Annotated in this window: 21 protein-coding genes and 1 tRNA gene; 6 read left to right on the top strand and 16 right to left on the bottom strand. The window is 73.8% G+C overall.

The window, feature by feature from the left end; all coding sequences use genetic code 11:
• Positions 1 to 79: 79 nt before the first annotated feature.
• The 5 genes from ACFU9E_RS01965 to ACFU9E_RS01945 all read right to left on the bottom strand — a co-directional run bounded on the left by ACFU9E_RS01965 (position 80) and on the right by ACFU9E_RS01945 (position 5,879).
• On the bottom strand, positions 80 to 1,081 hold the full coding sequence (locus ACFU9E_RS01965; protein ID WP_380684468.1) for an SMI1/KNR4 family protein: 1,002 nt from the start codon (positions 1,079 to 1,081) through the stop codon (positions 80 to 82).
• Positions 1,082 to 1,224: 143 nt separating this feature from the next.
• Positions 1,225 to 2,340, bottom strand: coding sequence for a DegT/DnrJ/EryC1/StrS family aminotransferase (locus ACFU9E_RS01960; RefSeq protein WP_380684469.1), 1,116 nt, complete (start codon positions 2,338 to 2,340; stop codon positions 1,225 to 1,227).
• 136 nt (positions 2,341 to 2,476) lie between these two features.
• Positions 2,477 to 3,625 (bottom strand): DegT/DnrJ/EryC1/StrS family aminotransferase, encoded by a 1,149-nt coding sequence (locus ACFU9E_RS01955; RefSeq protein WP_380684470.1) that lies wholly within the window; start codon positions 3,623 to 3,625, stop codon positions 2,477 to 2,479.
• A 119-nt stretch (positions 3,626 to 3,744) separates the two neighbouring features.
• Entirely contained in the window at positions 3,745 to 4,725 is a 981-nt protein-coding gene (locus ACFU9E_RS01950; protein ID WP_380684471.1) for an NAD-dependent epimerase/dehydratase family protein, read from the bottom strand.
• Entirely contained in the window at positions 4,722 to 5,879 is a 1,158-nt protein-coding gene (locus ACFU9E_RS01945) for a Gfo/Idh/MocA family protein (protein WP_380684472.1), read from the bottom strand. Before ACFU9E_RS01945 ends, ACFU9E_RS01950 begins: the two co-directional genes overlap by 4 nt.
• Positions 5,880 to 6,259: 380 nt before the next feature.
• Between ACFU9E_RS01945 and ACFU9E_RS01940 the strand changes: the two genes are divergently transcribed.
• Together ACFU9E_RS01940 and ACFU9E_RS01935 are read left to right on the top strand one after the other, a co-directional pair.
• Positions 6,260 to 6,724 carry a YwqJ-related putative deaminase gene (locus tag ACFU9E_RS01940; RefSeq protein ID WP_380684473.1) on the top strand — a complete coding sequence of 155 codons (465 nt, stop codon included), beginning with the start codon at positions 6,260 to 6,262 and terminating at the stop codon, positions 6,722 to 6,724.
• A 117-nt stretch (positions 6,725 to 6,841) separates the two neighbouring features.
• A complete protein-coding gene (locus tag ACFU9E_RS01935; RefSeq protein WP_380684474.1) occupies positions 6,842 to 7,351 on the top strand; it encodes an SUKH-3 domain-containing protein in 510 nt (169 codons plus the stop codon).
• 12 nt (positions 7,352 to 7,363) lie between these two features.
• Here the strand turns inward: ACFU9E_RS01935 and ACFU9E_RS01930 are convergent, their stop codons facing one another.
• Positions 7,364 to 8,635, bottom strand: coding sequence for a sensor histidine kinase (locus ACFU9E_RS01930; RefSeq protein WP_380684475.1), 1,272 nt, complete (start codon positions 8,633 to 8,635; stop codon positions 7,364 to 7,366).
• A 321-nt stretch (positions 8,636 to 8,956) separates the two neighbouring features.
• Between ACFU9E_RS01930 and ppc the strand changes: the two genes are divergently transcribed.
• Positions 8,957 to 11,755: a phosphoenolpyruvate carboxylase gene (gene ppc, locus ACFU9E_RS01925; RefSeq protein WP_380684476.1), complete on the top strand. Its 2,799-nt coding sequence runs from the start codon at positions 8,957 to 8,959 to the stop codon at positions 11,753 to 11,755.
• A gap of 103 nt (positions 11,756 to 11,858) precedes the next feature.
• On the opposite strand, the gene ACFU9E_RS01920 is transcribed toward ppc, so the two are convergent.
• The 8 genes from ACFU9E_RS01920 to ACFU9E_RS01885 form a co-directional block, all read right to left on the bottom strand.
• Entirely contained in the window at positions 11,859 to 12,686 is an 828-nt protein-coding gene (locus ACFU9E_RS01920; protein ID WP_380689898.1) for a hypothetical protein, read from the bottom strand.
• Entirely contained in the window at positions 12,676 to 13,212 is a 537-nt protein-coding gene (locus ACFU9E_RS01915) for a SigE family RNA polymerase sigma factor (protein WP_380689896.1), read from the bottom strand. The genes ACFU9E_RS01920 and ACFU9E_RS01915 overlap by 11 nt, the downstream gene beginning before the upstream one ends.
• A 123-nt stretch (positions 13,213 to 13,335) precedes the next feature.
• Positions 13,336 to 13,608 carry a hypothetical protein gene (locus ACFU9E_RS01910; protein ID WP_380689894.1) on the bottom strand — a complete coding sequence of 91 codons (273 nt, stop codon included), beginning with the start codon at positions 13,606 to 13,608 and terminating at the stop codon, positions 13,336 to 13,338.
• A gap of 226 nt (positions 13,609 to 13,834) precedes the next feature.
• Complete coding sequence (pth, locus tag ACFU9E_RS01905; RefSeq protein ID WP_380689892.1) at positions 13,835 to 14,416, bottom strand: aminoacyl-tRNA hydrolase; 582 nt, start codon at positions 14,414 to 14,416, stop codon at positions 13,835 to 13,837.
• Between the two features lie 108 nt (positions 14,417 to 14,524).
• Complete coding sequence (locus ACFU9E_RS01900) at positions 14,525 to 15,115, bottom strand: 50S ribosomal protein L25/general stress protein Ctc (protein ID WP_380686100.1); 591 nt, start codon at positions 15,113 to 15,115, stop codon at positions 14,525 to 14,527.
• Positions 15,116 to 15,401: 286 nt separating this feature from the next.
• Positions 15,402 to 16,379 (bottom strand): ribose-phosphate diphosphokinase, encoded by a 978-nt coding sequence (locus ACFU9E_RS01895; protein ID WP_380686098.1) that lies wholly within the window; start codon positions 16,377 to 16,379, stop codon positions 15,402 to 15,404.
• 202 nt (positions 16,380 to 16,581) lie between these two features.
• Complete coding sequence (gene glmU / locus ACFU9E_RS01890; protein ID WP_380686096.1) at positions 16,582 to 18,051, bottom strand: bifunctional UDP-N-acetylglucosamine diphosphorylase/glucosamine-1-phosphate N-acetyltransferase GlmU; 1,470 nt, start codon at positions 18,049 to 18,051, stop codon at positions 16,582 to 16,584.
• Between the two features lie 172 nt (positions 18,052 to 18,223).
• Positions 18,224 to 18,297, bottom strand: a tRNA-Gln gene (locus ACFU9E_RS01885).
• A 244-nt stretch (positions 18,298 to 18,541) separates the two neighbouring features.
• On the opposite strand from ACFU9E_RS01885, the gene ACFU9E_RS01880 reads away from it, so the two are divergent.
• Entirely contained in the window at positions 18,542 to 19,627 is a 1,086-nt protein-coding gene (locus tag ACFU9E_RS01880; RefSeq protein WP_380686094.1) for an acyl-CoA desaturase, read from the top strand.
• 173 nt (positions 19,628 to 19,800) lie between these two features.
• Positions 19,801 to 20,403: a TetR/AcrR family transcriptional regulator gene (locus tag ACFU9E_RS01875; protein WP_350551889.1), complete on the top strand. Its 603-nt coding sequence runs from the start codon at positions 19,801 to 19,803 to the stop codon at positions 20,401 to 20,403.
• A gap of 22 nt (positions 20,404 to 20,425) precedes the next feature.
• Here the strand turns inward: ACFU9E_RS01875 and ACFU9E_RS01870 are convergent, their stop codons facing one another.
• A complete protein-coding gene (locus ACFU9E_RS01870) occupies positions 20,426 to 21,289 on the bottom strand; it encodes a methyltransferase domain-containing protein (protein ID WP_380686092.1) in 864 nt (287 codons plus the stop codon).
• 110 nt (positions 21,290 to 21,399) lie between these two features.
• Here ACFU9E_RS01870 and ACFU9E_RS01865 point away from each other — a divergent pair, with 110 nt between their 5' ends.
• Entirely contained in the window at positions 21,400 to 21,894 is a 495-nt protein-coding gene (locus ACFU9E_RS01865; protein WP_380686090.1) for a MarR family winged helix-turn-helix transcriptional regulator, read from the top strand.
• Between the two features lie 62 nt (positions 21,895 to 21,956).
• On the opposite strand, the gene ACFU9E_RS01860 is transcribed toward ACFU9E_RS01865, so the two are convergent.
• On the bottom strand, positions 21,957 to 23,585 hold the full coding sequence (locus ACFU9E_RS01860) for a polysaccharide biosynthesis protein (RefSeq protein ID WP_380714702.1): 1,629 nt from the start codon (positions 23,583 to 23,585) through the stop codon (positions 21,957 to 21,959).
• Between the last annotated feature and the right edge of the window lie 36 nt (positions 23,586 to 23,621).

The raw sequence follows: 23,621 nt of genomic DNA, 5'->3' as shown, positions 1-23,621 counted from the left end.
GTTCACCCCTGTCCCCATCGTCCCCGCTCGTTCCACGCCCTCGGCGACCGTCCGGGCCGCACGGCCCGACGCCGCCACGTCAGCCCACCGGGACGGCACGGGCGAAGCCGCCGTCCACCATCAGCCCGGCCACCGTCTCCAGCTCCGCCGGGCTCCCCGCCAGCCGCAGCAGGAAGTCGTCGAAGTCCTCCCCGCAGGGCAGCAGCAGCCGCCCGACCCGGTCCTCGGCCGCCTCCGGCGCACCGGTGTCCCGGGCGTCGTCGTAGAGGCAGAACCAGACCGACCCGGTCCGCTCGCCGCGCACCTTCAGCGCCACGATGCCGCCCTGGGCGTAGGCGATGCCCAGGTAGTCCTTGGTGAGGTGGTCGCGCAGGCACTTGTTGGCGTAGACGACGTCCGTGGTGCCGTACTCCTCGGTGAGCGTCAGGAACGGCTGGTCGAGCAGCAGCCCGAGCTCCGCGTCGAGCGCCACGCCGACCGGGGCGCGGCCGCCGCCGAGCTTGAGGAAGGTGCGGTAGGCGCCGGGCAGCCGGTACCCGAGCCGCTCCTCGGCCCGCTGCACGAGGTCCTCGGAGACGCCGATCGGGTCGCCGCCGTCCTTGGCGAGCGAGAAGTGCACCGGCCGCTTCTCCTGCAACGGCCGGGTGCCGCGGCGCGCGTGGTCGGCGGAGGAGGTCGCCAGGCCGCCGTGGTGCCGCAGCAGCGCCTTGACCTCGACCGGGACCAGCTCCATCCGCCGCCATCCGGGCGCGGCGCGGCCGACCGCGTGGTGCCAGGTCCAGCCGGGCGGGGTCGCGACGGCGGTCTCCAGGTCGGCCCAGAGCGGATGGCCCTGGGTGAACTGCGCGACGTTGGCCGAGACGTAGTCGGTCAGCCGCAGCTCGTCGACGCCGAAGCCGGCCGGCGGGTCGGCGACCTCGGCCGCCGCGGCGGCGTACGGGCCGAAGTCCGGGTAGCCGTACTCGTCCACCCGGACCCCGGCGGGGTGCCGCTCCGCACGGACCGGGTCCGGGAAGTGCACCACCTGACCTGCGTACGCCGCGTTCGGTGCGGCGGCGACGCCGGGCCGACCTGTCGTCATCTGGGAGCCCCCACTGGCTGCTGCATGTTCTCGGTGCGCCTGTCGGCAACCAGCGTAGGGGGTGCGCGCGCGACCCGGCCCCCCGCCCGGCACGCCCGCGCGCGACCCGGGGCGAGCGGTACGGGGACGGCGCGCGCCGCGGCTCAGGCCGCGAGTGCCTTGGCCAGCGCCTCCACCACCCGCTCCTGCTGCCCGGCGGTGATCTGCGGGTAGAGCGGCAGCGTCAGCAGCTCCCCGGCGGCCCGCTCGGCGACCGGGAACGCGCCCTCGCCGTGCCCGAGGTGCCGGAACGCCGGCTGCAGGTGGACCGGCACCGGGTAGTGCACGCCCGCGCCGATCCCGGCCTCGTTCAGCGCGGCGAGCAGCGCGTCCCGCCGCCCGCGGCCGGCGCCCACCCGGACCGCGTACAGGTGCCAGACGTGCTCGTTGCCGGGCGCGGTGCGCGGCGCCGACACGCCGTCCAGCCCGGCCAGCAGCCGGTCGTAGCGGGCGGCGGCGGCCCGCCGGGCCTCGTTCCAGCCGGCCAGCCGGCGCAGCTTGGCCCGCAGCACGACGGCCTGCAGCGCGTCCATCCGGGAGTTGAAGCCGAACCGCTCGTGCGCGTACTTGCGCGCCGAGCCGTGGTCGCCGATCAGCCGGACGGCGGCGGCCAGGTCGTCGTCGTCGGTGACGACGGCGCCCGCGTCGCCGTACGCGCCGAGGTTCTTCCCGGGGTAGAAGCTGGTCGCGGCGATCCTGCCGTGCAGGGCCCGGCCGTCCTGCCGGGCGCCCTGGGACTGCGCGGCGTCCTCCACCACCGGCCGTCCGCCGGCCAGTTCGAGCAGCGGCGCCATCGGGGCGAGCTGGCCGGTGAGGTGGACGGGCAGCAGCGCGACGGCGTCGGCGAGCACCTCGGCGACCCGGGCCGGGTCGATCAGCAGGTGCTCGGGGTCGGCGTCGACCAGCACCGGGCGCAGGCCGGCCCGCTGGACGGCCTCGGCGGTGGCGACGAAGGTGTTGGCGGGCAGCACCACACCGCCGCCGGGCGGCAGGTCGAGGGCGCGCAGGGCCAGTTCGAGGGCGTCGGTGCCGTTGGCGGCGCCGACGCAGTGCCGGGCGCCGGAGAAGGCGGCGTACTCCTCCTCGAAGCCGGCCACCTCCGGTCCCTTGACGTAGCCGCCGCTCGCGAGCACCCGGTCGAAGCCGGCCCGGACCTCCGCCTCGATCTCGGTGTGCGCGGCCGCCAGGTCGACGAGCGGGACGGGCTGGTCGGTGGTCATCCTGTGGTCTCCCCTGGGCCGGTCGGCGGGCAATGGCGGGCGGACGAACGGACAAGCGGTCAAGCGGGCAAGCGGGCAAGCGGTCAAGCGGTCAAGCGGTCAAGCGGTCAAGCAGACGAACGGGCGGGCCGCGGCCTCAGCCGAGCGCGGCCCGCAGCGCGGCCACCACCCGGTCCTGCTGCTCCTCGGTCAGCGCGTGGTACAGCGGCAGGATCAGCGAGCGCCGGGTGAGCAGCTCGGTGGCGGGCAGCGGCACCCGGGCGGTCCCCTTGTACGGGGCCTCCAGGTGGGCGGCCATGATGCCGCGCCGGGCCGAGACCCCGGCCCCGGCGAGCCGGGCCAGCAGCTCGGCGCGCTCCGGGGCACCGTCCGGCGGCAGCACCCAGCAGGACTGGTAGTTGGTGGTGCCGTGCGCCGGATCCTCGACCAGCCGCAAGCCGGTGCCGGCCAGCAGCTCCCGGTAGCGGGCGGCGAGTTCGCGCCGCCGGGCGACCATCGCGGGCAGCTTGCCCAGCTGCACCAGGCCGACGGCGGCCTGGATGTCGGTCATCCGGTGGTTGAAGCCGATCTCGTCGTAGGTCTCCAGCAGGCTCGCGCCGCCGGCCGCCGCGTGCCGGTCGGCCGCCGAGACGCTCATCCCGTGCTCGCGCAACCGCCGCAGCCGGGTGGCGACTTCGCCGTCCCGGCAGGTGACCATGCCGCCCTCGCCGGTGGTCAGCAGCTTGCGCGGGTGGAAGGAGTACGCGGCGAGTTCGGCGCCCGCGCCGGCCGGCCGGCCCCGGTACACCGAGCCGGCCGCGCAGGCGGCGTCCTCGACGACGGTGACTCCGCGCGGCTCGACGGCGGCCCGGATGCCGTCCAGGTCGACCGGCACCCCGCCCTGGTCGACCGCGATCACCGCCCTGGTCCGTGCGGTGAGCAGCGGCTCGACGGTGTCGGCGGTGAGGTTGCCGGTGGCCGGGTCGACGTCCGCGAAGACCGGCACCGCGCCGACGTAGGTGACGGCGTTGGCGGTGGCGATGAAGGAGAGCGAGGGGACGACCACCTCGTCGCCCGGCCCGACGCCCGCGCCGATCAGCGCCAGGTGCAGCGCGGTGGTGCAGGAGGAGACCGCGACCGCGTGCTCGACGCCGAGGTGCTCGGCGAAGGCCCGCTCGAACGCGGCGACCCGGGGGCCCTGGGCCACCCAGCCCGAGCGGACCGCCTCGGCGGCGGCCTCGGCCTCCTCCTCGCCGAGCCAGGGCACCATGACCGGGATCGTGGACGGAACGGGGTTGCTGGACACAGGGGTGCTCCGAAGGCTGACTCGGGCGTGCTCGGTACGAGGGGACGAGGAACGGGAACGGGAACGGGAACAAGAACGAGGGACGGTGACCGGAACGGGGGCCGGCAACGACGGCGCGGTTACTGCTCGCGCCACCAGGCGACCAGCCGGCGCAGGCCCTCGTCGAGGCCCAGCTCGGGCTTCCAGCCGAGGTCGCGCTCGGCGGCGCCGATGTCCGCCAGCCGCCGGACCACGCCGCCGGCGGTGTCCCGGGCCGGGCCGTGCTCGACGCCCAGGTCGGTGCGGTCCATCGCGCCGAGCAGCGCGTCGGCCAGCCCGCGCAGCGAGACCTCGCTCGCGCTGGCGATGTTGTAGACCCGGTCGGTGACGGGCGCGGCGGCGGCCAGCAGATTGGCCCGGGCGATGTCCTCGGTGTAGACGAAGTCCATGGTCTGGGCACCGTCGCCGAAGATCAGCGGCGGCCGGCCGGCGGCTATCCGGTCCATCCAGCGGATGAACACCTCGGTGTACCGGCCGTGCACGTCCATCCGCGGCCCGTACACGTTGAAGTAGCGCAGTGCGACGTAGTCCAGGCCGGCCATGGCGTGGAAGGAGCGCAGCAGGCCCTCGTTGAAGACCTTGGCCGCCCCGTACAGGGTGTCGTTGTTGTAGGGGTGGTGGGTCTCGGGCGTCGGGAAGACCTCGGCGAGGCCGTAGACGGAGGCGGTGGACGAGGCGACCACCTTGCCGACGCCCGTCTCGGCGGCGGCCTCGACCACGTCGAAGGTGCCGTCCACCATGACCTCCAGCGCCAGCCTGGGCTCGGTGGCGCACTGGGTGATCCGGATCGCGGCCAGGTGGAAGAGCAGGTCGGTGCCCGGGTCGAGCAGCCGGCGCAGCAGGGCGCGGTCGCGGATGTCGCCCTCCACCACGCGCAGCTGCCCGGGGGCGGCGATCCGCTGGGCGTACCCGAGGTTGGCCGTCCGGCCGCGGACGAAGTTGTCGAGCACGACCACCTCGCGGGCGCCGGCCTCGATCAGCTGGTCGACCACGGTGGAGCCGATGGTGCCGGCCCCTCCGGTGACCAGGCAGCGGGAGCCCTCGATCTGTACAGCGTTCACCGGGTGGCGGCCCTTTCCTGAGCTTCGGACAGTGCGGAGTCGAGGCCGATGCCCACCGGGACGGTGGCACCGCCGAGTTCGAGGCTGAGCGAGGCCGCCTCCAGCAGCTGGAGCACCCGTAGGCCGGCCCGGCCGTCGGTGAGCGGGGCGCGGCCCTCGGTGATGGCGGCGGCGAACTCGGCCATCACGTTGCGCAGCGCCTCCTGCTCGACCAGGGCGGGGGCGACCATCGAGCCGACCCGGTACGAGATGAGCGCCTGGTGGCGGATCGCGTCGGTCAGCTCGTCGGGCGGGGTGAGGTCCACGCCGCGGTCGTGGACCGCGAGCCTGGCTTGCGGGTTGAGGTCGTCCCAGACCAGGGTGCGCCGCGAGCCGCCGATCAGCGTGGTGCGCACCTTGGTGGGCGAGAGCCAGTTGACGTGGCAGTGCGCCAGCGCGCCGTTGCTCAGCCGGACCGTCAGGTACGCGACGCAGGCCCGGCCGGCGCCGATCGGGTCGGCTCCCTGGGCGGAGACGCCGACGGGCTCGACACCCGGCGGCAGGACGAAGTCCAGGATCGACAGGTCGTGCGGGGCGAGGTCCCAGAGCACGTCGACGTCCGGCTGGACCAGCCCGAGGTTGATCCGCACCGAGTCGAAGAACTGGACGTCGCCGATCTCCCCGCCGTGCACGAGTTCCCGGATCCGGCGCACCACCGGGGTGTAGCAGAAGGTGTGGTCGCACATCAGCACCAGGCCGCGCTGCTCGGCGAGCGCCACCAGCTCGGCGGCCTCCGCGGCCGAGGTGGTGATCGGCTTCTCCACCAGGACGTGCTTGCCGGCCTCCAGCGCGGCCCGGACCAGCCGGTAGTGCGCGGCCGCCGGGGTGGCCACCGCGACCGCGGCGACCCGTTCGTCGGCCAGCACCTCCGCGAACGAGGTGGTGGCGCGGACGGTGCTGTACTCGCCGAGCACCCGGCGGGACTTCGCCTCGTCCAGGTCGCAGAGCCAGTGCAGGCGCAGCGCCGGTGTCTGCTGCGCGTTGCGGACCAGGTTCGGCCCCCAGTAGCCGGCCCCGACCACCGCGATCCCGATCCGGTGCGCGGGCACCGGCTGCGGCGGTGTACCCGGCGTGGGCACGTGCTCGCCCGGTGCCTCGTTGGCGGTTTCCGTCATCGCAAGACCCCCCTTGCTAGGCGTCAGGGCCCCCCGGCCCCGGCGGCCCCAACGGCCGTGGCAAGCGCAGGCGTTGCCGTCTCCCCCCGGCACCCCCACCGGACCGGCCGACCCCTCGCTCGCTGCTGGAACGCTACCGGCCACCGCGGCCACCGGGGGCGGATTCGGGAAAACCGGGGACGAGTCGTGATGATGCCGTGCCGATCCGGCCAACGTCCCGTGCCCGTCCGCCGGTCGGCTCCGCCCTCCGCACCCCGGATGTGCGGTTGTCAGTGTCGTTTGACAGGCTGGCCCCTGACAGCCGTGCCACCACCGGGCCGGGCGGAAGGGCCGGGCGGGAGGCGGACGAACGACCAGCGGGACGACGAGGAGGGCGCGCCATGACCACCGGGGAACCGGCCGGGCCGCCGGTGCTGCGCCACCACCGCGACAGCCTGCTGCCCGCCGTCGCCGCCGCGCTCTCGCTGAAGGGCGGCGAGGTGCAGACCCTGGCCGGCGACAAGTCGGACCGCCGCCCGGTCCTGCACCCGCTGGTCGGCGACTTCCTCGACGCGCTGCCGCCGGAGCACCGCGAGCGCTTCACCGGCCGCTGCCCGGAGGCGGTCCTGCTCTCCCGGTACCTGACGGCGGTGGACGGCCGGCGCTCCAAGCGCGCCGCCCGCAAGCCGATGACCCTGCACGAGGCCCGCAAGGCGCTCAAGGGCGCCCGGCTGACCACAGTACGGATCCGCGAGGAGCACGATCCCGCGCACGGCACCCATGCGCCGCCCTGCCGTTCCTGCGCTCCGCTGCTGGAGCACTTCACCGTCCAGAGCGTCGCGGTCGGCCCGGCCACCGCCGGCTGACCGGTCCGCCGGACGGCCGCCCGTGCCGGCCGTGCGGCGCATCGCCCGTCCCCCGTCCCCGAGCCACCGGAGCCCGTCCTGAATCCGCCCGCCCCCTCCCCGTCCCCGCCCTCGGCCGTGCTCGGCGGTCCCGCGCCGCGGACCCGCCCGCGCTTCCCGGCCGACGTCGCCGCCGAACTCAAGGCGGCCGGCTGGCACCCCGGGCGCTGGCAGATCCGGCAGGCCGAGGAGTGGGCCGACGCCCTGGTCGGCCACGGCAGCCCGGCCGGCGTCCAGCACGCGGTGTTCCCGGCGGCGGTGGAGGCCTGGGCCGAGTTCGGCGGCCTCGCCTTCGACCTGACCGGGCCCGGCCGGCAGCTGGCCCGCACCCCGTTCCTGATCGACCCGCTGCGCGGCCTGCACCTGCCGCGCACCCTGGCCGACCTGGGCCGCGCCCTGGACGTCCGGATCGCCCCGCTGGGCGAGGAGTCGTACGGGCAGGCGCTGCTGGCGATCGACGAGCTGGGCCGGGTCTACAGCCTGGACCACACCGGCGAGTGGTACCTCGGCCCCGGCGTCGACCAGGCGATCAGCGCGCTGGTCCTGGGCACCGCCCCGGAACGGCTGCGCACCGCCGACGAGGTCTGACGGACCGGGGACTCAGACCAGCCGGTCCCGGCGGACCGCCAGCCGGGACGGCAGCACCGCCTCCACCCGGAACCCGCCGTCCCGCTCCGGCCCCGCCGAGAAGGTGCCGCCGAGCGCGACCACCCGCTCGCGCATCCCGACCAGCCCGTTGCCGCCGCTGGGCAGCGCGGCGGCGGCCCGCTCACCGCCCGGGCAGGCGTTCACCACGCTCACCCGCACGCCGTTCGGCGCGTAGGCGAGCAGCACCGACACCTGCGCGCCGCCGGCGTGCTTGTGGGCGTTGGTCAGCCCCTCCTGCACCACCCGGTAGGCGGTCTGCTCGGCCTCGCCGGTGAACTCCTGCCGGCTGCCGCTGACGGTCAGGGTGACGGCCATTCCGGCCGCCCGGGACTGGTCGACCAGCCGCGGCAGCCCGGACAGCACGTCCGGCTCCGGCGCGCTCTCGTCGGACATCCGCAGCACGCCGAGGATCTCCCGCAGCTCGTTGAGCGCCTGCCGGCCGACCTCGCCCATCAGTTTGGCGCTCTGCGTCGCCTTCTCCGGGTCCTTGACGACGATCCGCTCCAGCGCCCCGGCGTGCACCACCATCAGCGAGACCCGGTGCGCGACCACGTCGTGCATCTCGCGGGCGATCCGGGTGCGCTCCTCCAGCCTGGCCCGGCGGGCGCGCTCCCTGGCCTGCTCGGCCAGCAGGTCCAGCTCGGCCTCCAGGCCGTGCGCGCGGTCCTGGAGCGAATCGATCAGCCGCCGCCGCGCGCCGACGTACAGGCCGGTCACCACCGGAGCCGCGGTCGCGCCGGCCGCCACCAGCAGCGAGAACACCAGCTGGCCCCAGAACGGCGGCTGGTCGGTCACCGACTCGCCGGGGTTGAGCATCGACATCAGGATCACCCCGGCCGCCTCGGCGTAGGCGAGCGCGGAGAGCGCCACCACCCGCCGGCGGCGCGAGGGCCACTCCCAGGTCTCGGCCAGTGTGAAGAGCGCCACCAGCAGCAGCACCATGCCGGGCACGGCCGGCATCACCAGCAGCGCGACCACCACCGGGACGGCCGGCCAGCGCCGCCGCAGCACCAGGCTCGCGCCCGCCATCGCGGCGAACACCCCGAGCACGATCTCCGCCGCCGCGCCCAGGTGGACCCGGCTGCCGACGTTCGCGATCGAACTGCCGGCGCACTCCAGCGCCGCCAGGGCGGCGAGCCCGGCGTCCAGGAGGGCGCTGCGCCGCCGCCGCCACCACAAGAACGACGACCGGTCCCGCGTGCGCTCCCCAGGCGACTTGCTCATGCCCCACAGACTACGGCGCGCCCCGGGCCCGTCCCCACCGGGTCGCGCCGAGAACCCGCCCGGCCGCCGCCCGGCCCCCGGCCCGGACGCCCCCGGAGCGACCGCGGAGCGGCCGCAGACCGGCCCCAAGTGGTCCAGACCACATACGGTCCGGGGGCATGGCTGTCCGCCATCCGGCCACTTCGCGGACAGCGCCCCGGCCGACACCTATGCTGGTCGCGTCGGACAGCGCGGTCCGCACGCGTCACACCCGCCACACGCGGGGCAGCCCTGTGACGATGAGCCGTTGCCGAACACCCCACCACCCCGAGGGAGCCAGCCGTGACCGCTCCGGTCCCCAGCCAGGCGGACAACCCGACCCCCGTGGTCGCCGACAACGCCGCATTGCGCGCGGACATCCGTCGCCTCGGCGACCTGCTCGGCGAGACGCTGGTCCGCCAGGAAGGTCCCCAGCTGCTCGGCCTGGTCGAACAGGTCCGGCTGCTCAGCCGCACCAACGGCGAGGCCACCGCCGAACTGCTCTCCGACATCGATCTGGAGACCGCCGCCAAGCTGGTGCGCGCCTTCTCCACCTACTTCCACCTCGCCAACGTCACCGAGCAGGTGCACCGCGGCCGCGAGTTCGCCACCCGCCGCGCCCGCGAGGGCTCGCTGCTCGCGCAGACCGCCGACCAGCTGGCCGAGGCCGACGCCAAGCACCTCAAGGACACCCTGACCCACCTCGCCGTCCGCCCGGTCTTCACCGCGCACCCGACCGAGGCGGCCCGCCGCAGCGTCCTCAACAAGCTGCGCCGGATCGGCGAACTGCTCGACCGCATCCACCGCGAGGAGATCGCCGCCGGCCTCTCCCAGGCCGACCCGGCCCGCACCAGCTCCGCCCGCCGCCAGGCCGACCGCCGCCTCGCCGAGGTGATCGACCTGCTCTGGCAGACCGACGAGCTGCGCATCGCCCGCCCGGAGCCCACCGACGAGGCCCGCAACGCCGTCTACTACCTCGACGAGCTCTACCGCGACGCCGTCCCGCAGGTCCTGGAGGAGCTGCACGAGGAACTCGCCCGGGTCGGCCTGGAACTGCCCGACGGCGTGCGCCCGCTCACCTTCGGCACCTGGATCGGCGGCGACCGGGACGGCAACCCCAACGTCACCCCGCAGGTCACCTGGGACGTCCTCAACCTCCAGCACGAGTACGGCATCAAGGACGCCCTCGCCGCCATCGACGACCTGCGCAGCACCCTCTCCACCTCGGAGCGGCTGGCCGGCGCCTCCGTCGAACTGCTCGCCTCGCTCAACAGCGACCTCCACCTGCTCCCCGAACTGAGCCCGCGCTACAAGCGGATGAACGCCGAGGAGCCGTACCGTCTCAAGGCCACCTGCATCCGGCTCAAGCTGGAGAACACCCGCGAGCGCCTGGCCGGCGGCACCCCGCACGTCGAGGGCCGCGACTACCTCGGCACCCGCGAACTGATCGCCGACCTGCGGATGATCCAGGACTCGCTGCGCGCCCACCGCGGCGAGCTGATCGCCGACGGCCGGCTCGCCCGCGCCATCCGCACCATCGAGGCGTTCGGCCTGCAGCTCGCCACCATGGACGTGCGCGAGCACGCCGAGGCCCACCACCACGCGCTCGGCCAGCTCTTCGACCGGCTCGGCGAGGAGGCCTGGCGCTACGCCGACATGCCCCGCGAGTACCGCCAGCGCTTGCTCGCCAAGGAGCTGCGCTCGCGCCGCCCGCTCGCCCCCACCCCGGCCCCGCTGGACTCCGCCGGCGCCAAGACCCTCGGCGTCTTCACCACCATCCGCGAGGGCTTCGAGCGCTTCGGCGACGAGATCGTCGAGTCGTACATCATCTCGATGTGCCAGGGCGCCGACGACGTCTTCGCCGCCACCGTGCTGGCCCGTGAGGCCGGCCTGATCGACCTGCACGCCGGGATCGCCAAGATCGGCATCGTGCCGCTGCTGGAGACCACCGACGAGCTGCAGCAGGCCGACCGGATCCTCGACGAGATGCTCTCCGACCCCTCCTACCGGCTGCTCGTCTCGCTGCGCGGCGACGTCCAGGAGGTCATGCTCGGCTACTCCGACTCCTCCAAGTTCGGCGGCATCACCACCTCCCAGTGGGAGATCCACCGCGCCCAGCGCCAGCTGCGCGACGTCGCCCACCGCTACGGCATCCGGCTGCGGCTCTTCCACGGCCGCGGCGGCACCGTCGGCCGCGGCGGCGGCCCCTCGCACGAGGCCATCCTGGCCCAGCCGTGGGGCACCCTGGAGGGCGAGATCAAGGTCACCGAGCAGGGCGAGGTCATCTCCGACAAGTACCTGCTGCCCTCGCTGGCCCGGGAGAACCTCGAACTGACCCTCTCCGCCACGCTGGCCGCCTCCGCGCTGCACACCGCCCCGCGCCAGGCCCCCGAGGAGCTGGCCCGCTGGGACGCCGCCATGGACCGGGTCTCCGAGGCCGCGCACACCTCCTACCGGGCCCTGGTCGAGCAGGACGACCTGCCGAAGTACTTCTTCGCCGCAACCCCGGTCGACCAGCTCGCCTCGCTGCACCTGGGCTCCCGCCCGTCCCGCCGCCCCGACTCCGGCGCCGGCCTGGACGGCCTGCGGGCCATCCCGTGGGTGTTCGGCTGGACCCAGTCCCGCCAGATCGTGCCCGGCTGGTACGGCGTCGGCGCCGGCCTGGCCGCCGCCCGCGAGGCGGGCCTGGGCGACGTGCTCGACGAGATGTACGGCCAGTGGCACTTCTTCCGCAACTTCCTTTCCAACGTCGCCATGACGCTGGCCAAGACCGACCTGCGGATCGCCCGCCACTACGTCGAGCAGCTGGTGCCCGCCGAGCTGCACCACGTCTTCGAGCAGATCCAGGCCGAGCACGACCTCACCCTGCGCGAGGTGCTCCGCCTCACCGGGGAGAACGAGCTGCTGGAGCACAACCCGGTGCTCAAGCAGACCTTCGCCGTCCGCGACGCCTACCTCGACCCGATCTCCTACCTCCAGGTCGCGCTGCTGCGCCGGCAGCGCGAGGAGGCCGCCACCGGCCGCCACGAGGACCCGCTGCGGGCCCGGGCGCTGCTGCTGACCGTCAACGGCATCGCCGCCGGCCTGCGCAACACCGGCTGACCGGGCGGCGGGGTTCCGCCGGAACAGACACCGAAGGGCCCCGCGGCACCCGCCGCGGGGCCCTTCGCCCCCGTGTCCCCCGTGCTCTCCCCCTGTGCGCCCGTCAGTAGCGCGGCCTCACCTCGATCACCAGCTCCGCCCCGTACCGGGCCAGGATCTCCGCGCGGGCCGCCTCGGCCTGCTCGGTGAAGACGATCAGTCCGGTGCCGTCCTCCGAGATCCGGACGTCGGAGATCGTCACGTTCCGCTCGGCCCAGTAGGCGACATCCGTCGACTTGATGAACCCCGCCATGGCGTCGTAGTACTTCCGCGAGCCGGCCACGTCCACGAACTCAAGGGTGACACCCGGGTGCGGGACGGCCTTCGCGAGCGCGGTGTCGAGGTCGCTCCCCGGCGCCCGCATGACGTAGACCGTATTCGTCCCCAGGTCACTGCAGGCGCCGAACCAGGACTCCGGGTACATCTTCTCGCCGAAGCTCCTGACCGCGTTGGCCACCACCCGGGTGTGGCGGGCGCTCCGCTCCAGGCTCGAACGTATCGCCCGGGGCGGGGGAGTCGGTTCCAGGTTGGGGATCTGCTGCCAGGTGAACGCGCGGAGCGTGGCGGGCCCGTACTGGCAGACGCCCCCCGGTCCGCCCGGGTCGTCGGACCCGCTCTCACCGGCCCAGGCCGGCTCCGCCGGTCCGGCGCCCGCAGAGGACTCCAGCTGCGTCAGCGCCCCCACCCCGACCAGCAGCACCGCCGCCCCCGCGGCCACCCGGAGCAGCACACCCCGACGGGCCCGGCGTCGTCCCGCGGCCCGCAGGATCGCCAGCGGCGGGCTTCCCCCGACCCCCTGCACATGCGCCCCGAGCCGGACGACCAGTGCCTCCTCGAAGCCGTCCCCGGCACCGCCCGCGCCAATCCGGTCGTCCCCGTTCTCAACCACCATGGCCCACGGTCTCCTTCGCCAGCGCCAGTTCCTGCCGAAGCGTCTTCATCGCGCGCGCCAGATGGGTCTTCGCCGTCGCGGTCGAGCAGCCGAGTTCCTCGGCCACCTGGGCCACCGACAGGTCCGCGTAGTACCGGAGCACCACCGCCGCCCGCTGACGGGGCGGCAGCGACCGCAGCGCCCCCTCCAGTTCCTCGTCCCCGGGGTCCACCGCGGCCACCGGGGAGTCCGGCAGCAGCGAGGTCAGCACCTCCCGGCGGGTGCGCCGCCACCGCGAGACGTGGGTGCGGACCATCGCCCGGCGGACGTAGGCCTCGGCCGCGCCCGGGTCGCGGATCGCACCGCGCCGGACGTACACCCGGGACAGGGCGTCGTGCAGCAGATCCCGCGCGTCGTGGACGTCCCCCGTGATCAGGAACGCGGCGCGGAGCAGGACCTGGTACCGCGCCGCGATGAACTCGTCGAACGGATCATCCCGCCGGGTGCCCTCGGTGAAGCCCCCCGGCCGCATGGATTCGCGCTTCATACCGACCAGACGCACAGGAGACCGGAAACGGGTGACACGCGCCGGAAAAGATACCGCTGGGAACACCGGAGGGGCCGGGCACCGATCAGCTCGGTCCCCGGCCCCTCCGTCACGTTTCCGTGCTCACTCCCCCGCTTCGCCCGCGCGGTGGCGCTTGACCCACAGGGCCGCGCCGCCGGCCGCCACGACCAGCCCGCCGCCGACGGCCAGCAGACCGGCGTCACCGCCGACCGCGCTGCCGAGCACCGGGCCGAGCTGCGCCGAGACGGGCTCCGGGGACACCACACCCGGATCGGGCTCCGCCACCGAGTCGGCGTGCGCGGTGCCGGCCGCGCCCAGCAGCATCCCGGCAGCGCCGAGCACGCCCGCGGTGCCCAGTGCACCCGCCGTACCCACCCGCCGTCCGAGCCTTCCCAGCCGAACCACCCGGATCCGCCGAAGCCGCCGGACCGGCCGCAAACTCCGCATCGAGAACTCCCCAACCCGTTCGCGTACTGGCCTTGACGCTATCCGATCCGCACAGATTTCTCACAGGTATTCAGGTTTGGCCTGCCAAGAGTTGTACGACCGTTGCGCATCCGGACCACCGCCCTTCACCCGGGGCGGGGGCCGTGACCGCGGGTCAGGAGTTGTACGTCGACTGGGCCCGCTCCAGGCCCTCGGAGAGCAGTGCCTCCACCGCGTCCGCCGAGCGGTCCACGAACCACTCCAGGTCCTTGCGCTCGGTGGCGGAGAAGTCCTTCAGCACGAAGTCCGCGACCTCCATCCGGCCCGGCGGACGGCCGATCCCGCACCGCACCCGGTGGTACTCCGGGCCGAGCGACTTGGTGATGGACTTCAGCCCGTTGTGCCCGTTGTCGCCGCCGCCCAGCTTCAGCCGCAGGGCCGCGTAGTCGATGTCCAGCTCGTCGTGGACGGCCACCAGCGCGGAGACCGGCGCCTTGTAGAAGTCGCGCAGCGCGGTGACCGGCCCGCCGGAGAGGTTCATGAACGACATCGGCTTGGCCAGCACCACCCGTCGGCCCGAAAGCCGCCCCTCGGCGATCTGGGCCCGGCTCTTGTGGGCCTTGAACTTGGCGCCCATCCGCTGGGCCAGCAGGTCCACCACCATGAACCCGATGTTGTGCCGGTTCCGGGCGTACTGCTCCCCGGGGTTGCCCAGCCCCACCACCAGCCAGGGGCCTTCGTACGATTCGTCGTTCATCCCACCGCTCCTCGTGGTCATGTTCACCGCCATCATCCCGGACACGCCGCTGCCCCGGCCGCTCCAGCGGGAGCGACCGGGGCAGCGGTCTCAGACTGTGCGTGAGGCTCAGGCCTCGGCGCCGGCCTCGGCCTCGGCGGCCTCGTCCTCGGCCGGGGCGGCCTGGGCGGCGATGACCTGCAGCACGACGGCGTCGGCCTCGACGGCCAGCGAGACGCCGTTCGGCAGGGCGATGTCCTTGGCGTGGATCGAGGCGCCGGCCTCCAGACCCTCGACCGAGACGGTGACGGCCTCGGGCAGGTGGGTGGCCTCGGCCTCGACCGGCAGGGCCTGCAGGACGTGCTCCAGCAGGTTGCCGCCCGGGGCCAGCTCGCCCTCGGTGTGGACCGGAATCTCGACGGTGACCTTCTCGCCGCGCTTGACCAGCAGCAGGTCGACGTGCTCGATGGTGCGCTTGATGGCCTCGCGCTGGACGGCCTTGGGCAGCACGTACTCGTCCTTGCCCTCGATCGGGACGACCAGCAGGGCGTTCGGGGTCTTCAGGGCCATCATCAGGTCGTGGCCGGGCAGGTTCAGGTGAACCGGCGCGTGGCCGTGGCCGTAGACGACACCGGGGACGAAGCCGGCACGGCGGGCGCGACGGGCGGCACCCTTGCCGAACTCGGTACGGGTCTCGGCGGCAAGGCGGATCTCGGACACGACTGCACTCCTCGTGAAAGCTGGCGCGGGGGTGCAGGCAACGCGAAAAACCGCCGGGACCACACCCTCATAACGTTCGGGGGTCACTCGGCGGCGCACGACCTCTGCCGGGAACCGGGGGATTCCGGAGCCGGCAGCGCGTCGATCACGGAGCGGGCACCCGCGGAGCGGGCACACGGCATCCCTCGCCGAGCAGTTTCACGAGTCTAACCGGAGCGGCGCCCTCTCGCGAAATCGGCGGCGGCCCCGGTCCTTCCGGAACCGGGGCCGCACGCACGGGGCTTGGTCAGTGCACGCCCTCGAAGAGGCTCGTGACCGAGCCCTCCTCGAACACCTCGCGGATCGCGGCGGCGATGGACGGGGCGATCGACAGCGTGGTGATCTTGTCCAGCTGGAGCGAGGCCGGGGTCGGCAGCGTGTTGGTGAACACGAACTCGCTGACCCGGGAGTTCTTCAGCCGGTCCGCGGCCGGGCCGGAGAGCACGCCGTGGGTGGCGGCCACCAGGACGTCCGCGGCACCGGCCTCGAACAGCGCGTCGGCGGCGGCGCAGATCGTGCCGGCGGTGTCGATCATGTCGTCGACCAGGACGCAGACCCGGTCCTTGACGTCACCGACGACCTCGGCCGACAGGATGGTGTTGGCCTGGGTCATGTCGCGGCGCTTGTGGATGATCGCCAGCGGCGCGTCCAGCCGGTCGCACCACTGGTCGGCCACCTTGACGCGGCCGGCGTCCGGGGAGACCACGGTGAGCTTGTCGCGGTCGACCCGCTCGCCCACGTAGTCGGCCAGCAGCGGCAGCGCGAACAGGTGGTCGACCGGGCCGTCGAAGAAGCCCTGGATCTGCGCGGTGTGCAGGTCCACGGCCATCAGCCGGTCGGCACCGGCCTGGCGCAGCAGGTCGGCGACCAGCCGGGCGGAGATGGGCTCGCGGCCCAGGTGCTTCTTGTCCTGGCGGGCGTACCCGTAGAACGGGAGGATCGCGGTGATGCTCCGGGCGGAGGCCCGCTTCAGAGCATCGATCATGATCAGTTGCTCCATGATCCACTGGTTGATGGGAGCCGTGTGGCTCTGCATCACGAAGCAGTCGGCACCGCGGGCCGACTCCAGGAAGCGGACGTAGATCTCACCGTTGGCGAAGTCCAGGGCCTTGGTCGGAACCAGTTCGGTCCCCAGTGACTCGGCCACCTCCTTCGCCAGCTCCGGGTGGGCACGGCCGGAGAAGAGCTTCAGCTTCTTCTCGCCCGACGTCGTGATCCCGCTCACTGCCACCGTCTCCTCGCGTTGCTGACACCGATCCCGTCCGCACCGCGGGCAGGCGTCGCCAGCCGGCGTGAAGGGTCGGGGGAATTGTCGGTACGCCTGGACACGGGCGGTAGGCCCAATGGCGCACGTATGACCCCAAGGTTACGCGCCCGCGCGCGAACCGTCCGCCCCGGGACCGTCCACCGGACCTCCGCCCGCCCGCTCAGGCCTCCGTCGCGGGCCGCTCGTCGCGCTCCGTCGCGGCCGCCGCGGCCTGCGCCGACGAGCTGCCGGGGCGCTTGCGTCCCACCCAGCCGGCGATGTTCCGCTGCTGGGCCCGGCCGACCCCGAGGGCGCCGGCCGGCACGTCGTTGGTGATCACCGAGCCGGCCGCGGTGTAGGCGCCGTCGCCCACCGTCACCGGCGCGATGAACATGTTGTCGGATCCGGTACGGCAGTGCGCACCGATCACCGTGCGGTGCTTGTTGACGCCGTCGTAATTCACGGTGACCGAGGCGGCGCCGACGTTGGTGCCCTCGCCGATCGTGGCGTCGCCGATGTAGGAGAGGTGCGGCACCTTGGCGCCCTCGCCCAGCTCCGAGTTCTTCACCTCGACGTAGGTGCCGACCTTGGCCCCGCGGGCCAGCCGGGCGCCCGGCCGCAGGTAGGCGTACGGGCCGGCGGTGGCGAGCTCGCCGACCTCGGCGCGGTCCGCCGTGGTGTTGCTCACACGGGCTCCGGCGCCGATCCGAGTGTCCTTGATCGTCGAGTTGGGGCCGACCTCGCAGCCCTCGCCGAGGTGGGTGGCGCCCTGCAGCTGGGTGTTGGGCAGGACCACCGCGTCGGGCTCGTAGGAGACCTGGACGTCGAACCAGGTGGTCGCCGGGTCCACCACGGTCACCCCGGCCCGCATCGCCCGCTCCAGCAGGCGGTCGTTCAGCAGCCGGCGGGCGTGCGCGAGCTGCACCCGGTCGTTGATGCCGAGGATGTCCCGGTAGTCGGCGGCGACCACGGCGCCCACCCGGTGGCCGGCCCGGCGCAGGATCTCCAGGGTGTCGGTCAGGTACTCCTCGCCCTGCGAGTTGTCCGTGGTGACCTCGGCGAGCGCGTCCACCAGCAGCTTGGCGTCGAAGGCGAACACGCCGGAGTTGATCTCGTCGATCGTCCGCTGGGCGTCCGAGGCGTCCTTCTCCTCGACGATCGCCGCGACCGCGCCGTCCGCCTCGTCACGCAGGATCCGCCCATAGCCGAACGGGTCCGGCACCACCGCGGTCAGCACGGTGACGCCGTTGCCCTGCTCGGCGTGCGCCCCGGCCAGCGCGCTCAGCGTGCCGCCGGTCAGCAGCGGCGCGTCGCCGGTGGTGACGATCACGGTGCCGTCCAGCTCGACCCCGTCGGCCGCCAGCGCCTCCAGTGCGGTGCGCACCGCGTGCCCGGTGCCGTTCTGCTCCTCCTGCACCACGGCGCGGGCGCCCGGGTGATGCGCCGCCAGGTGCTCGGCGACCTTCTCCCGCATGTGGCCGATCACCACGACCAGCCGGCCCGGCGTCAACTCCTCGGCCGCCGCCACCGCGTGGCCGACCAGCGACCGCCCGCACACCTCGTGCAGCACCTTCGGGAGGCTGTTCGACTTCATCCTGGTCCCGCCACCGGCGGCGAGCACGACAACGGCGGCAGGCGAATTGGCACTCACGGGGGGAGGCTCCTCATTCGGTTACACGGGGAGGGCAGAGCGGCCGGTGGCGGGACCCGCACGTCGGCGCCGCGGCCGCTTCGAGGATAGTGCGCGGAGCAATTCCGCTTCCGCGACCCCGGGAGCCGCCGCGCGGCAGCCGCCCACGAGCCCGGGCCGACCGGCCCGCAGATGGCTCCCGGAGGAGGATTCGAACCCCCATAAGCTGGACCAAAACCAGCTGTCCTGCCCTTAGACGATCCGGGACCGGCGCATCCGCCCCCGCTTCCGGGGACGCGCTCCGCCAAGACTACGGGGTACGGGCCGTCACATCTACCTCCTCGGCCCGGCCCACCGGGGCCCCCGCCGCGTTCCTGATGTCATCCATCCAGTCGGGTGAATTCACTCAAGCGCCGCCCGGCGGCGTATTCCCTCGGTGGCGGAGCGCAACCTACGATTCCGTAGGTTACGCCAACGTAGGCTCCGTCCTCTCCCCCCTCAAGGGACGCCCATGACCATCCAGGCCGGCGAGGCGCACGCCGATTCCGCGCGCCCCCTCGACTCCTCCGCCCCCGGACCCGACGCCCCAGATCCGTCCGCACCCACCCCCGCGCCCACCCCCGCCACCGCCCCCACGGCCGCCCCCACGGCCGTCGCCGACACCCCGGACGCCGGGGACGAGCCGCGGCTGCTCTCCGCCACCCGCGGCGGGGAGCGGCAGGGCGCCGCCGAGCGGATCGCGCTCGCCCTGTTCATCGCGGTGCCCTTCGCCGCCCTGGTCGCCGCCGTCCCGGTGGCCTGGGGGTGGGGACTCGGCTGGACCGACGTCGCGATCGCCACCGTCATGTACTTCCTCACCTGTCACGGCATCACCGTCGGCTACCACCGCTACTTCACCCACGGCGCCTTCAAGGCCAACCGCCCGCTGCGGATCGCCCTCGCGGTGGCCGGCTCGCTGGCGATCGAGGGCCCGCTGGTGCGCTGGGTGGCCGACCACCGCAAGCACCACCGGTTCAGCGACAAGGACGGCGACCCGCACTCGCCCTGGCGCTACGGCGAGACCGTGCCCGCGCTGCTCAAGGGCCTGTGGTGGGCCCACATGGGCTGGCTCTTCGACGAGGAGCAGACCCCGCAGCTCAAGTACGCCCCCGACCTGGTCCGCGACCCGGCCATAAGGCGGATCTCCCGGCTGTTCTGGCTCTGGACCGCCCTGTCGATGCTGCTGCCGCCGCTGGTCGGCGGGCTGGTCACGCTCTCCTGGCAGGGCGCGCTGTCCGCGTTCTTCTGGGGTTCGCTGGTCCGGGTCGCGCTGCTGCACCACGTCACCTGGTCGATCAACTCGATCTGCCACGCGGTGGGCCGCCGGCCGTTCCGCTCCCGGGACCGCTCCGGCAACGTCTGGTGGCTGGCCGTGCTCTCCTGCGGCGAGTCCTGGCACAACCTGCACCACGCCGACCCCACCTCGGCCCGGCACGGCGTCCTGCGCGGCCAGATCGACTCCTCGGCCCGGCTGATCCGCTGGTTCGAGCTGGCGGGCTGGGTCCGGGACGTCCGCTGGCCGGACGCGCAGCGGATCGCCGCCCGCCGCGCCGCATGAGGGCGCACCTGCAGCATGATGTAGGGGTGAACGGGAGCAGCGCAGACAGCACAGGCGGCCACCAGAGCATGCGGACGGACGCCGCGCCCGGTCCGGCGCAGGCCCGTCCGCGTGCCGCCGCCGGGGCGGACGGCGCTGCGCCGGCGCCGCGCCGGCGGGGTGGCCGGGTGCGGATGACCGGCAAGCAGCGCCGGGAGCAGCTGCTGGAGATCGGCCGCACGGTGTTCGCCGAGCGCGGCTACGACGGCACCTCGGTGGAGGAGATCGCCGAGCGCGCCGGGGTGTCCAAGCCGGTGGTGTACGAGCACTTCGGCGGCAAGGAGGGGCTGTACGCGGTGGTGGTCGACCGCGAGATGCAGCTGCTGCTGGACATGGTGACCGGAGCGCTGACCGGGGGCCACTCGCGCGAGCTGCTGGAGCAGGCGGCGTTCGCGCTGATGGACTACATCGACACCTCGACGGACGGCTTCCGGATCCTGGTCCGGGACTCCCCGGTGGCCCAGTCGACGGGCACCTTCGCCTCGCTGATCAGCGACATCGCGACCCAGGTGGAGGACATCCTGGGCCTGGAGTTCAAGGCGCGCGGCTTCGACGCCCGGCTCGCCCCGATGTACTCGCAGATGCTGGTCGGGATGGTCGCGCTGACCGGCCAGTGGTGGCTGGAGGTGCGCAAGCCGGAGAAGGCCGAGGTCGCCGCCCACCTGGTGAACCTGGCCTGGCACGGCCTGGAGGGGATGGAGCGGCACCCCAAGCTGGTCGGCGAGCGCAAGGCCTGAGCCCGCCGGCCCGAAGGCCCGGTTAGCGCCGCTTCACCCCGACGGCGAAGATCCGGCGGAACGGGAAGACGGTGCCGTGCGGCCCGGCCGGGTAGGCCTCGCGCAGCAGCGCGCCGTACTCGGCGAGGAAGGCCTCGCGCTCGGCCCGCTCCCCGAGCCGGGTGAGGACGGGCCGCAGGGCGGTGCCCTTGACCCACTCCAGCACCGGGTCCGGCCCGGTGAGCAGGGTGCTGTAGGTGGTCTCCCAGACGTCGGCGGAGCAGCCCGCACCGGCCAGCGCGTCCAGGTAGGCGCCGGGCTCGTGGACGCCGGACCGGGTGGCGTCCGCGCCGAGGACGGCCCGCCAGCGGGGGCTGCGGCGCAGTTCGGCGAGCGCCGTGTGGCTGGGCGAGCCGAAGTTGCCGGGCACCTGGAAGGCGATCACCCCGCCGGGCTTCAGCGCCTGCGCCCAGCGCGGCAGCAGCCCGATGTGCCCCTCGGTCCGTCCCGCCGCGCCCGCCTTCGGCGAGGAGGGTCCCTGCTGCGTCCGGTCGCCCGTCCCGAAGCCGATCCACTGCAGGGCGGCGTTGGAGACGATCGCGTCGGGCGCCGCCGGGGCCGGGTCGTAGTCGGCGGCGTCGGCGAGCAGGTAGTCGGAGCCCGGCTCGCCCTCGGCGCGGGCGGCGGCGAGCATCTCGGCGGAGTTGTCGATCCCGGTGATCCGGGCGGCGGGCCAGCGCTCGCGCAGGACGGCGGTGGAGTTGCCGGGTCCGCAGCCGATGTCGAGCACGGTCGGGGCGGGTTCGTGCGGGAGGGCCGGGACCCGGGCGAGCAGGTCGCGCAGCGGGCGGGTCCGTTCGTCGGCGAAGCGCAGGTACTGCTCGGGGTCCCAGACGGGGTCGGTCATGATCGGCCTCATAAGTATCTCGACATCAAGATATCCATGCCAGCTTCGGTACTGGATTTCTCGATGTCAAGAGACTTCACATCGACACAACCCCCGATACACTGATCGTCATGGAGGACGAGGTCGATCGGCTGGTCGCAGCGTGGCGCAGGGAGCGCCCCGACCTCGACGTGGAACCGCTCGAAGTGCTCAGCCGGGTCAGCCGGCTCGCCCGCCACCTCGACCGCGCCCGCCGGACCGCCTTCGCGGAGCACGGACTGGAGCCCTGGGAGTTCGACGTGCTGACCGCGCTGCGGCGGGCCGGCGCCCCGTACCAGCTCTCCCCCGGCCAGCTGCTCACCCAGACCCTGGTCACCTCCGGCACCATGACCAACCGGATCGACCGGCTCACCGGCAAGGGCCTGGTCAAACGGCTGCCCGACCCGGACGACCGGCGCGGTGTCCTGGTCCGGCTCACCGACGACGGGCGCGACCGCGCCGACCAGGCGCTCGCCGGGCTGCTCGCGCACGAGCGCGAACTGCTCGCCCAGCTGACCTCCGCCCAGCGGGGCGAGCTCGCCGGCCTGCTGCGGCAGCTGGTCGCGCCCTTCGACAACATCCCGTAGCCGACGGGGCCCGCGGACGGGCGGCACCCCGGCAGGCAGGCGGCAGCAAACCGGCGGCGGCCTCAGAACCCGTCCGGGTACGGCGTGCTCAGCGCGGGCACCGGGGCGGGCACCGGCTCCGGCGTCCGGTAGCCCGGCAGCAGCTCGGCCAGCCGCCGGCGCACCTCGTCGTCGCTGTTCACCGCCGCCGCCCCGTACAGCCCGGTCAGCCCGCCGGCCAGGTCCTCCGGCCCGGCCGCGGCGTCCGCGACGGTGGCGTAGATCCGCGTGTGCTCGGTCGCCAGCCGCTCCTCGCCCTCCGAGAACAGCGCCTCGTTGAGCTTCTCCCCGGCCCGCAGCCCGGTGTAGCGGATCTCCACCTCGTCCCTGGCCAGCTGCACCTGCTCGGCGAAGTTGTGCACCAGGTCGACGATCCGCACCGGCTCGCCCATGTCCAGCACGAACACCTCGCCGCCGCGCGCCATCCGGCCGGACTCCAGCACCAGGCCGACGGCCTCCTCGATGGTCATGAAAAAGCGCGTGACATCGGGATGGGTGATCGTCACCGGGCCGCCGCTGCGCAGCTGCTCGGCCAGCACCGAGAGCAGCGAGCCGCGCGAACCCAGCACATTGCCGAACCGCACCGCGGAGAACACCCCGGTGCCCAGATCGCGGGCGTCCCGGGCGTTCGCCTGGACGATCAGCTCGGCCAGCCGCTTGCTCGCGCCCAGCACCGAGGTCGGATCGGCCGCCTTGTCGGTGGAGATCAGCACGAACCGCTCGACACCGGTGGCCAGCGCCGCCTCCACCAGGTGGTCGGTGCCCAGCACATTGGACTTCACCGCCTCGCTGGGGTGGCGCTCCAGCAGCGGCAGGTGCTTGTGGGCGGCGGCGTGGAAGACCACCTCGGGCTTGAGGTCGCGGAAGATCTGCTGGATCCGCGGCCGGTCCCGGATGTCGGCGATCACCAGCGACTCGTCGGTCAGCAGCGCCTCGCCCCAGATCTCCAGCTGCAGCCGGTGCAGATTGGACTCGTCGTGGTCGAGCATGTAGAGCGCGCTGGGGTTGAACGCGTGCACCTGGCGGCAGAGTTCGCTGCCGATCGAGCCGCCGGCGCCGGTCACCAGCACCCGTCGGCCCTCGATCACGTCCCGGACGTCGGCGGAGACCACGTGCACCTCGTGCCGGCCGATCAGCCGGTTGACGTCCAGGCTGCGCATGTCGGAGCCGACCACCTCGCGGCGCAGCGCGGCGAGGAAGGAGGGCAGGTAGCGCACGGCCGCCCCGGCCGCGGCGGCGGCGGTCGCCAGCGCCCGGACCCGCTGCGGGCCGAGCCCGGGGATGGCCAGCGCGACGACCTGGGCACGGTGCTCGACGGCCAGCGCGGTCAGCTCGGCGAGCGTGCCGAGGACGGGCACGGCGTCCACCGACTGCCCGGCCTTGGCCGGGTCGTCGTCGAGCAGGCCGATCGGGGCGAGGCCGAACTCCGGGGCCCGGCCGAGGTCGCGCACCAGCGCGGTGCCGGCCGCCCCGGCCCCGACCACCAGGGTGCGCAGCCCCGTCGGCGGCGCGGCACGGCCGCCGGAGGCCCGATCGGACCGGCCGGACGGTGCGTCCGGCCGGGCGCCCGGCGCGCTCACGGCGTCGTTCGCGCCCTCGTTCGCGCCCTGCGGGGCCGTGTGCGGGCGTGCGGAAGTGCTGTGCGGCGACATCTGTCCTCCGAAGTTCCCTGACCTGACGGACCTGAG

It is taken from the genome of Kitasatospora sp. NPDC057595, from assembly GCF_042800875.1.
In the GTDB taxonomy this organism is placed as follows: Bacteria; Actinomycetota; Actinomycetes; order Streptomycetales; family Streptomycetaceae; genus Kitasatospora.
Note: the sequence above shows the minus strand (reverse complement) of the source record. Positions and strands in the feature narration are given on the sequence as shown.

Excerpts from the sequence above, each read along its gene's own strand:
- ACFU9E_RS01965 (WP_380684468.1), bottom strand. The coding sequence starts at position 1,081 with ATGACGACAGGTCGGCCCGGCGTCGCCGCCGCACCGAACGCGGCGTAC.
- ACFU9E_RS01960 (WP_380684469.1), bottom strand. The coding sequence starts at position 2,340 with ATGACCACCGACCAGCCCGTCCCGCTCGTCGACCTGGCGGCCGCGCAC.
- ACFU9E_RS01945 (WP_380684472.1), bottom strand. The coding sequence starts at position 5,879 with ATGACGGAAACCGCCAACGAGGCACCGGGCGAGCACGTGCCCACGCCG.
- ACFU9E_RS01940 (WP_380684473.1), top strand. The coding sequence starts at position 6,260 with ATGACCACCGGGGAACCGGCCGGGCCGCCGGTGCTGCGCCACCACCGC.
- ACFU9E_RS01930 (WP_380684475.1), bottom strand. The coding sequence starts at position 8,635 with ATGAGCAAGTCGCCTGGGGAGCGCACGCGGGACCGGTCGTCGTTCTTG.
- ACFU9E_RS01920 (WP_380689898.1), bottom strand. The coding sequence starts at position 12,686 with ATGGTGGTTGAGAACGGGGACGACCGGATTGGCGCGGGCGGTGCCGGG.
- ACFU9E_RS01915 (WP_380689896.1), bottom strand. The coding sequence starts at position 13,212 with ATGAAGCGCGAATCCATGCGGCCGGGGGGCTTCACCGAGGGCACCCGG.
- pth (WP_380689892.1), bottom strand. The coding sequence starts at position 14,416 with ATGAACGACGAATCGTACGAAGGCCCCTGGCTGGTGGTGGGGCTGGGC.
- ACFU9E_RS01880 (WP_380686094.1), top strand. The coding sequence starts at position 18,542 with ATGACCATCCAGGCCGGCGAGGCGCACGCCGATTCCGCGCGCCCCCTC.
- ACFU9E_RS01875 (WP_350551889.1), top strand. The coding sequence starts at position 19,801 with ATGACCGGCAAGCAGCGCCGGGAGCAGCTGCTGGAGATCGGCCGCACG.
- ACFU9E_RS01870 (WP_380686092.1), bottom strand. The coding sequence starts at position 21,289 with ATGACCGACCCCGTCTGGGACCCCGAGCAGTACCTGCGCTTCGCCGAC.
- ACFU9E_RS01865 (WP_380686090.1), top strand. The coding sequence starts at position 21,400 with ATGGAGGACGAGGTCGATCGGCTGGTCGCAGCGTGGCGCAGGGAGCGC.
- ACFU9E_RS01860 (WP_380714702.1), bottom strand. The coding sequence starts at position 23,585 with ATGTCGCCGCACAGCACTTCCGCACGCCCGCACACGGCCCCGCAGGGC.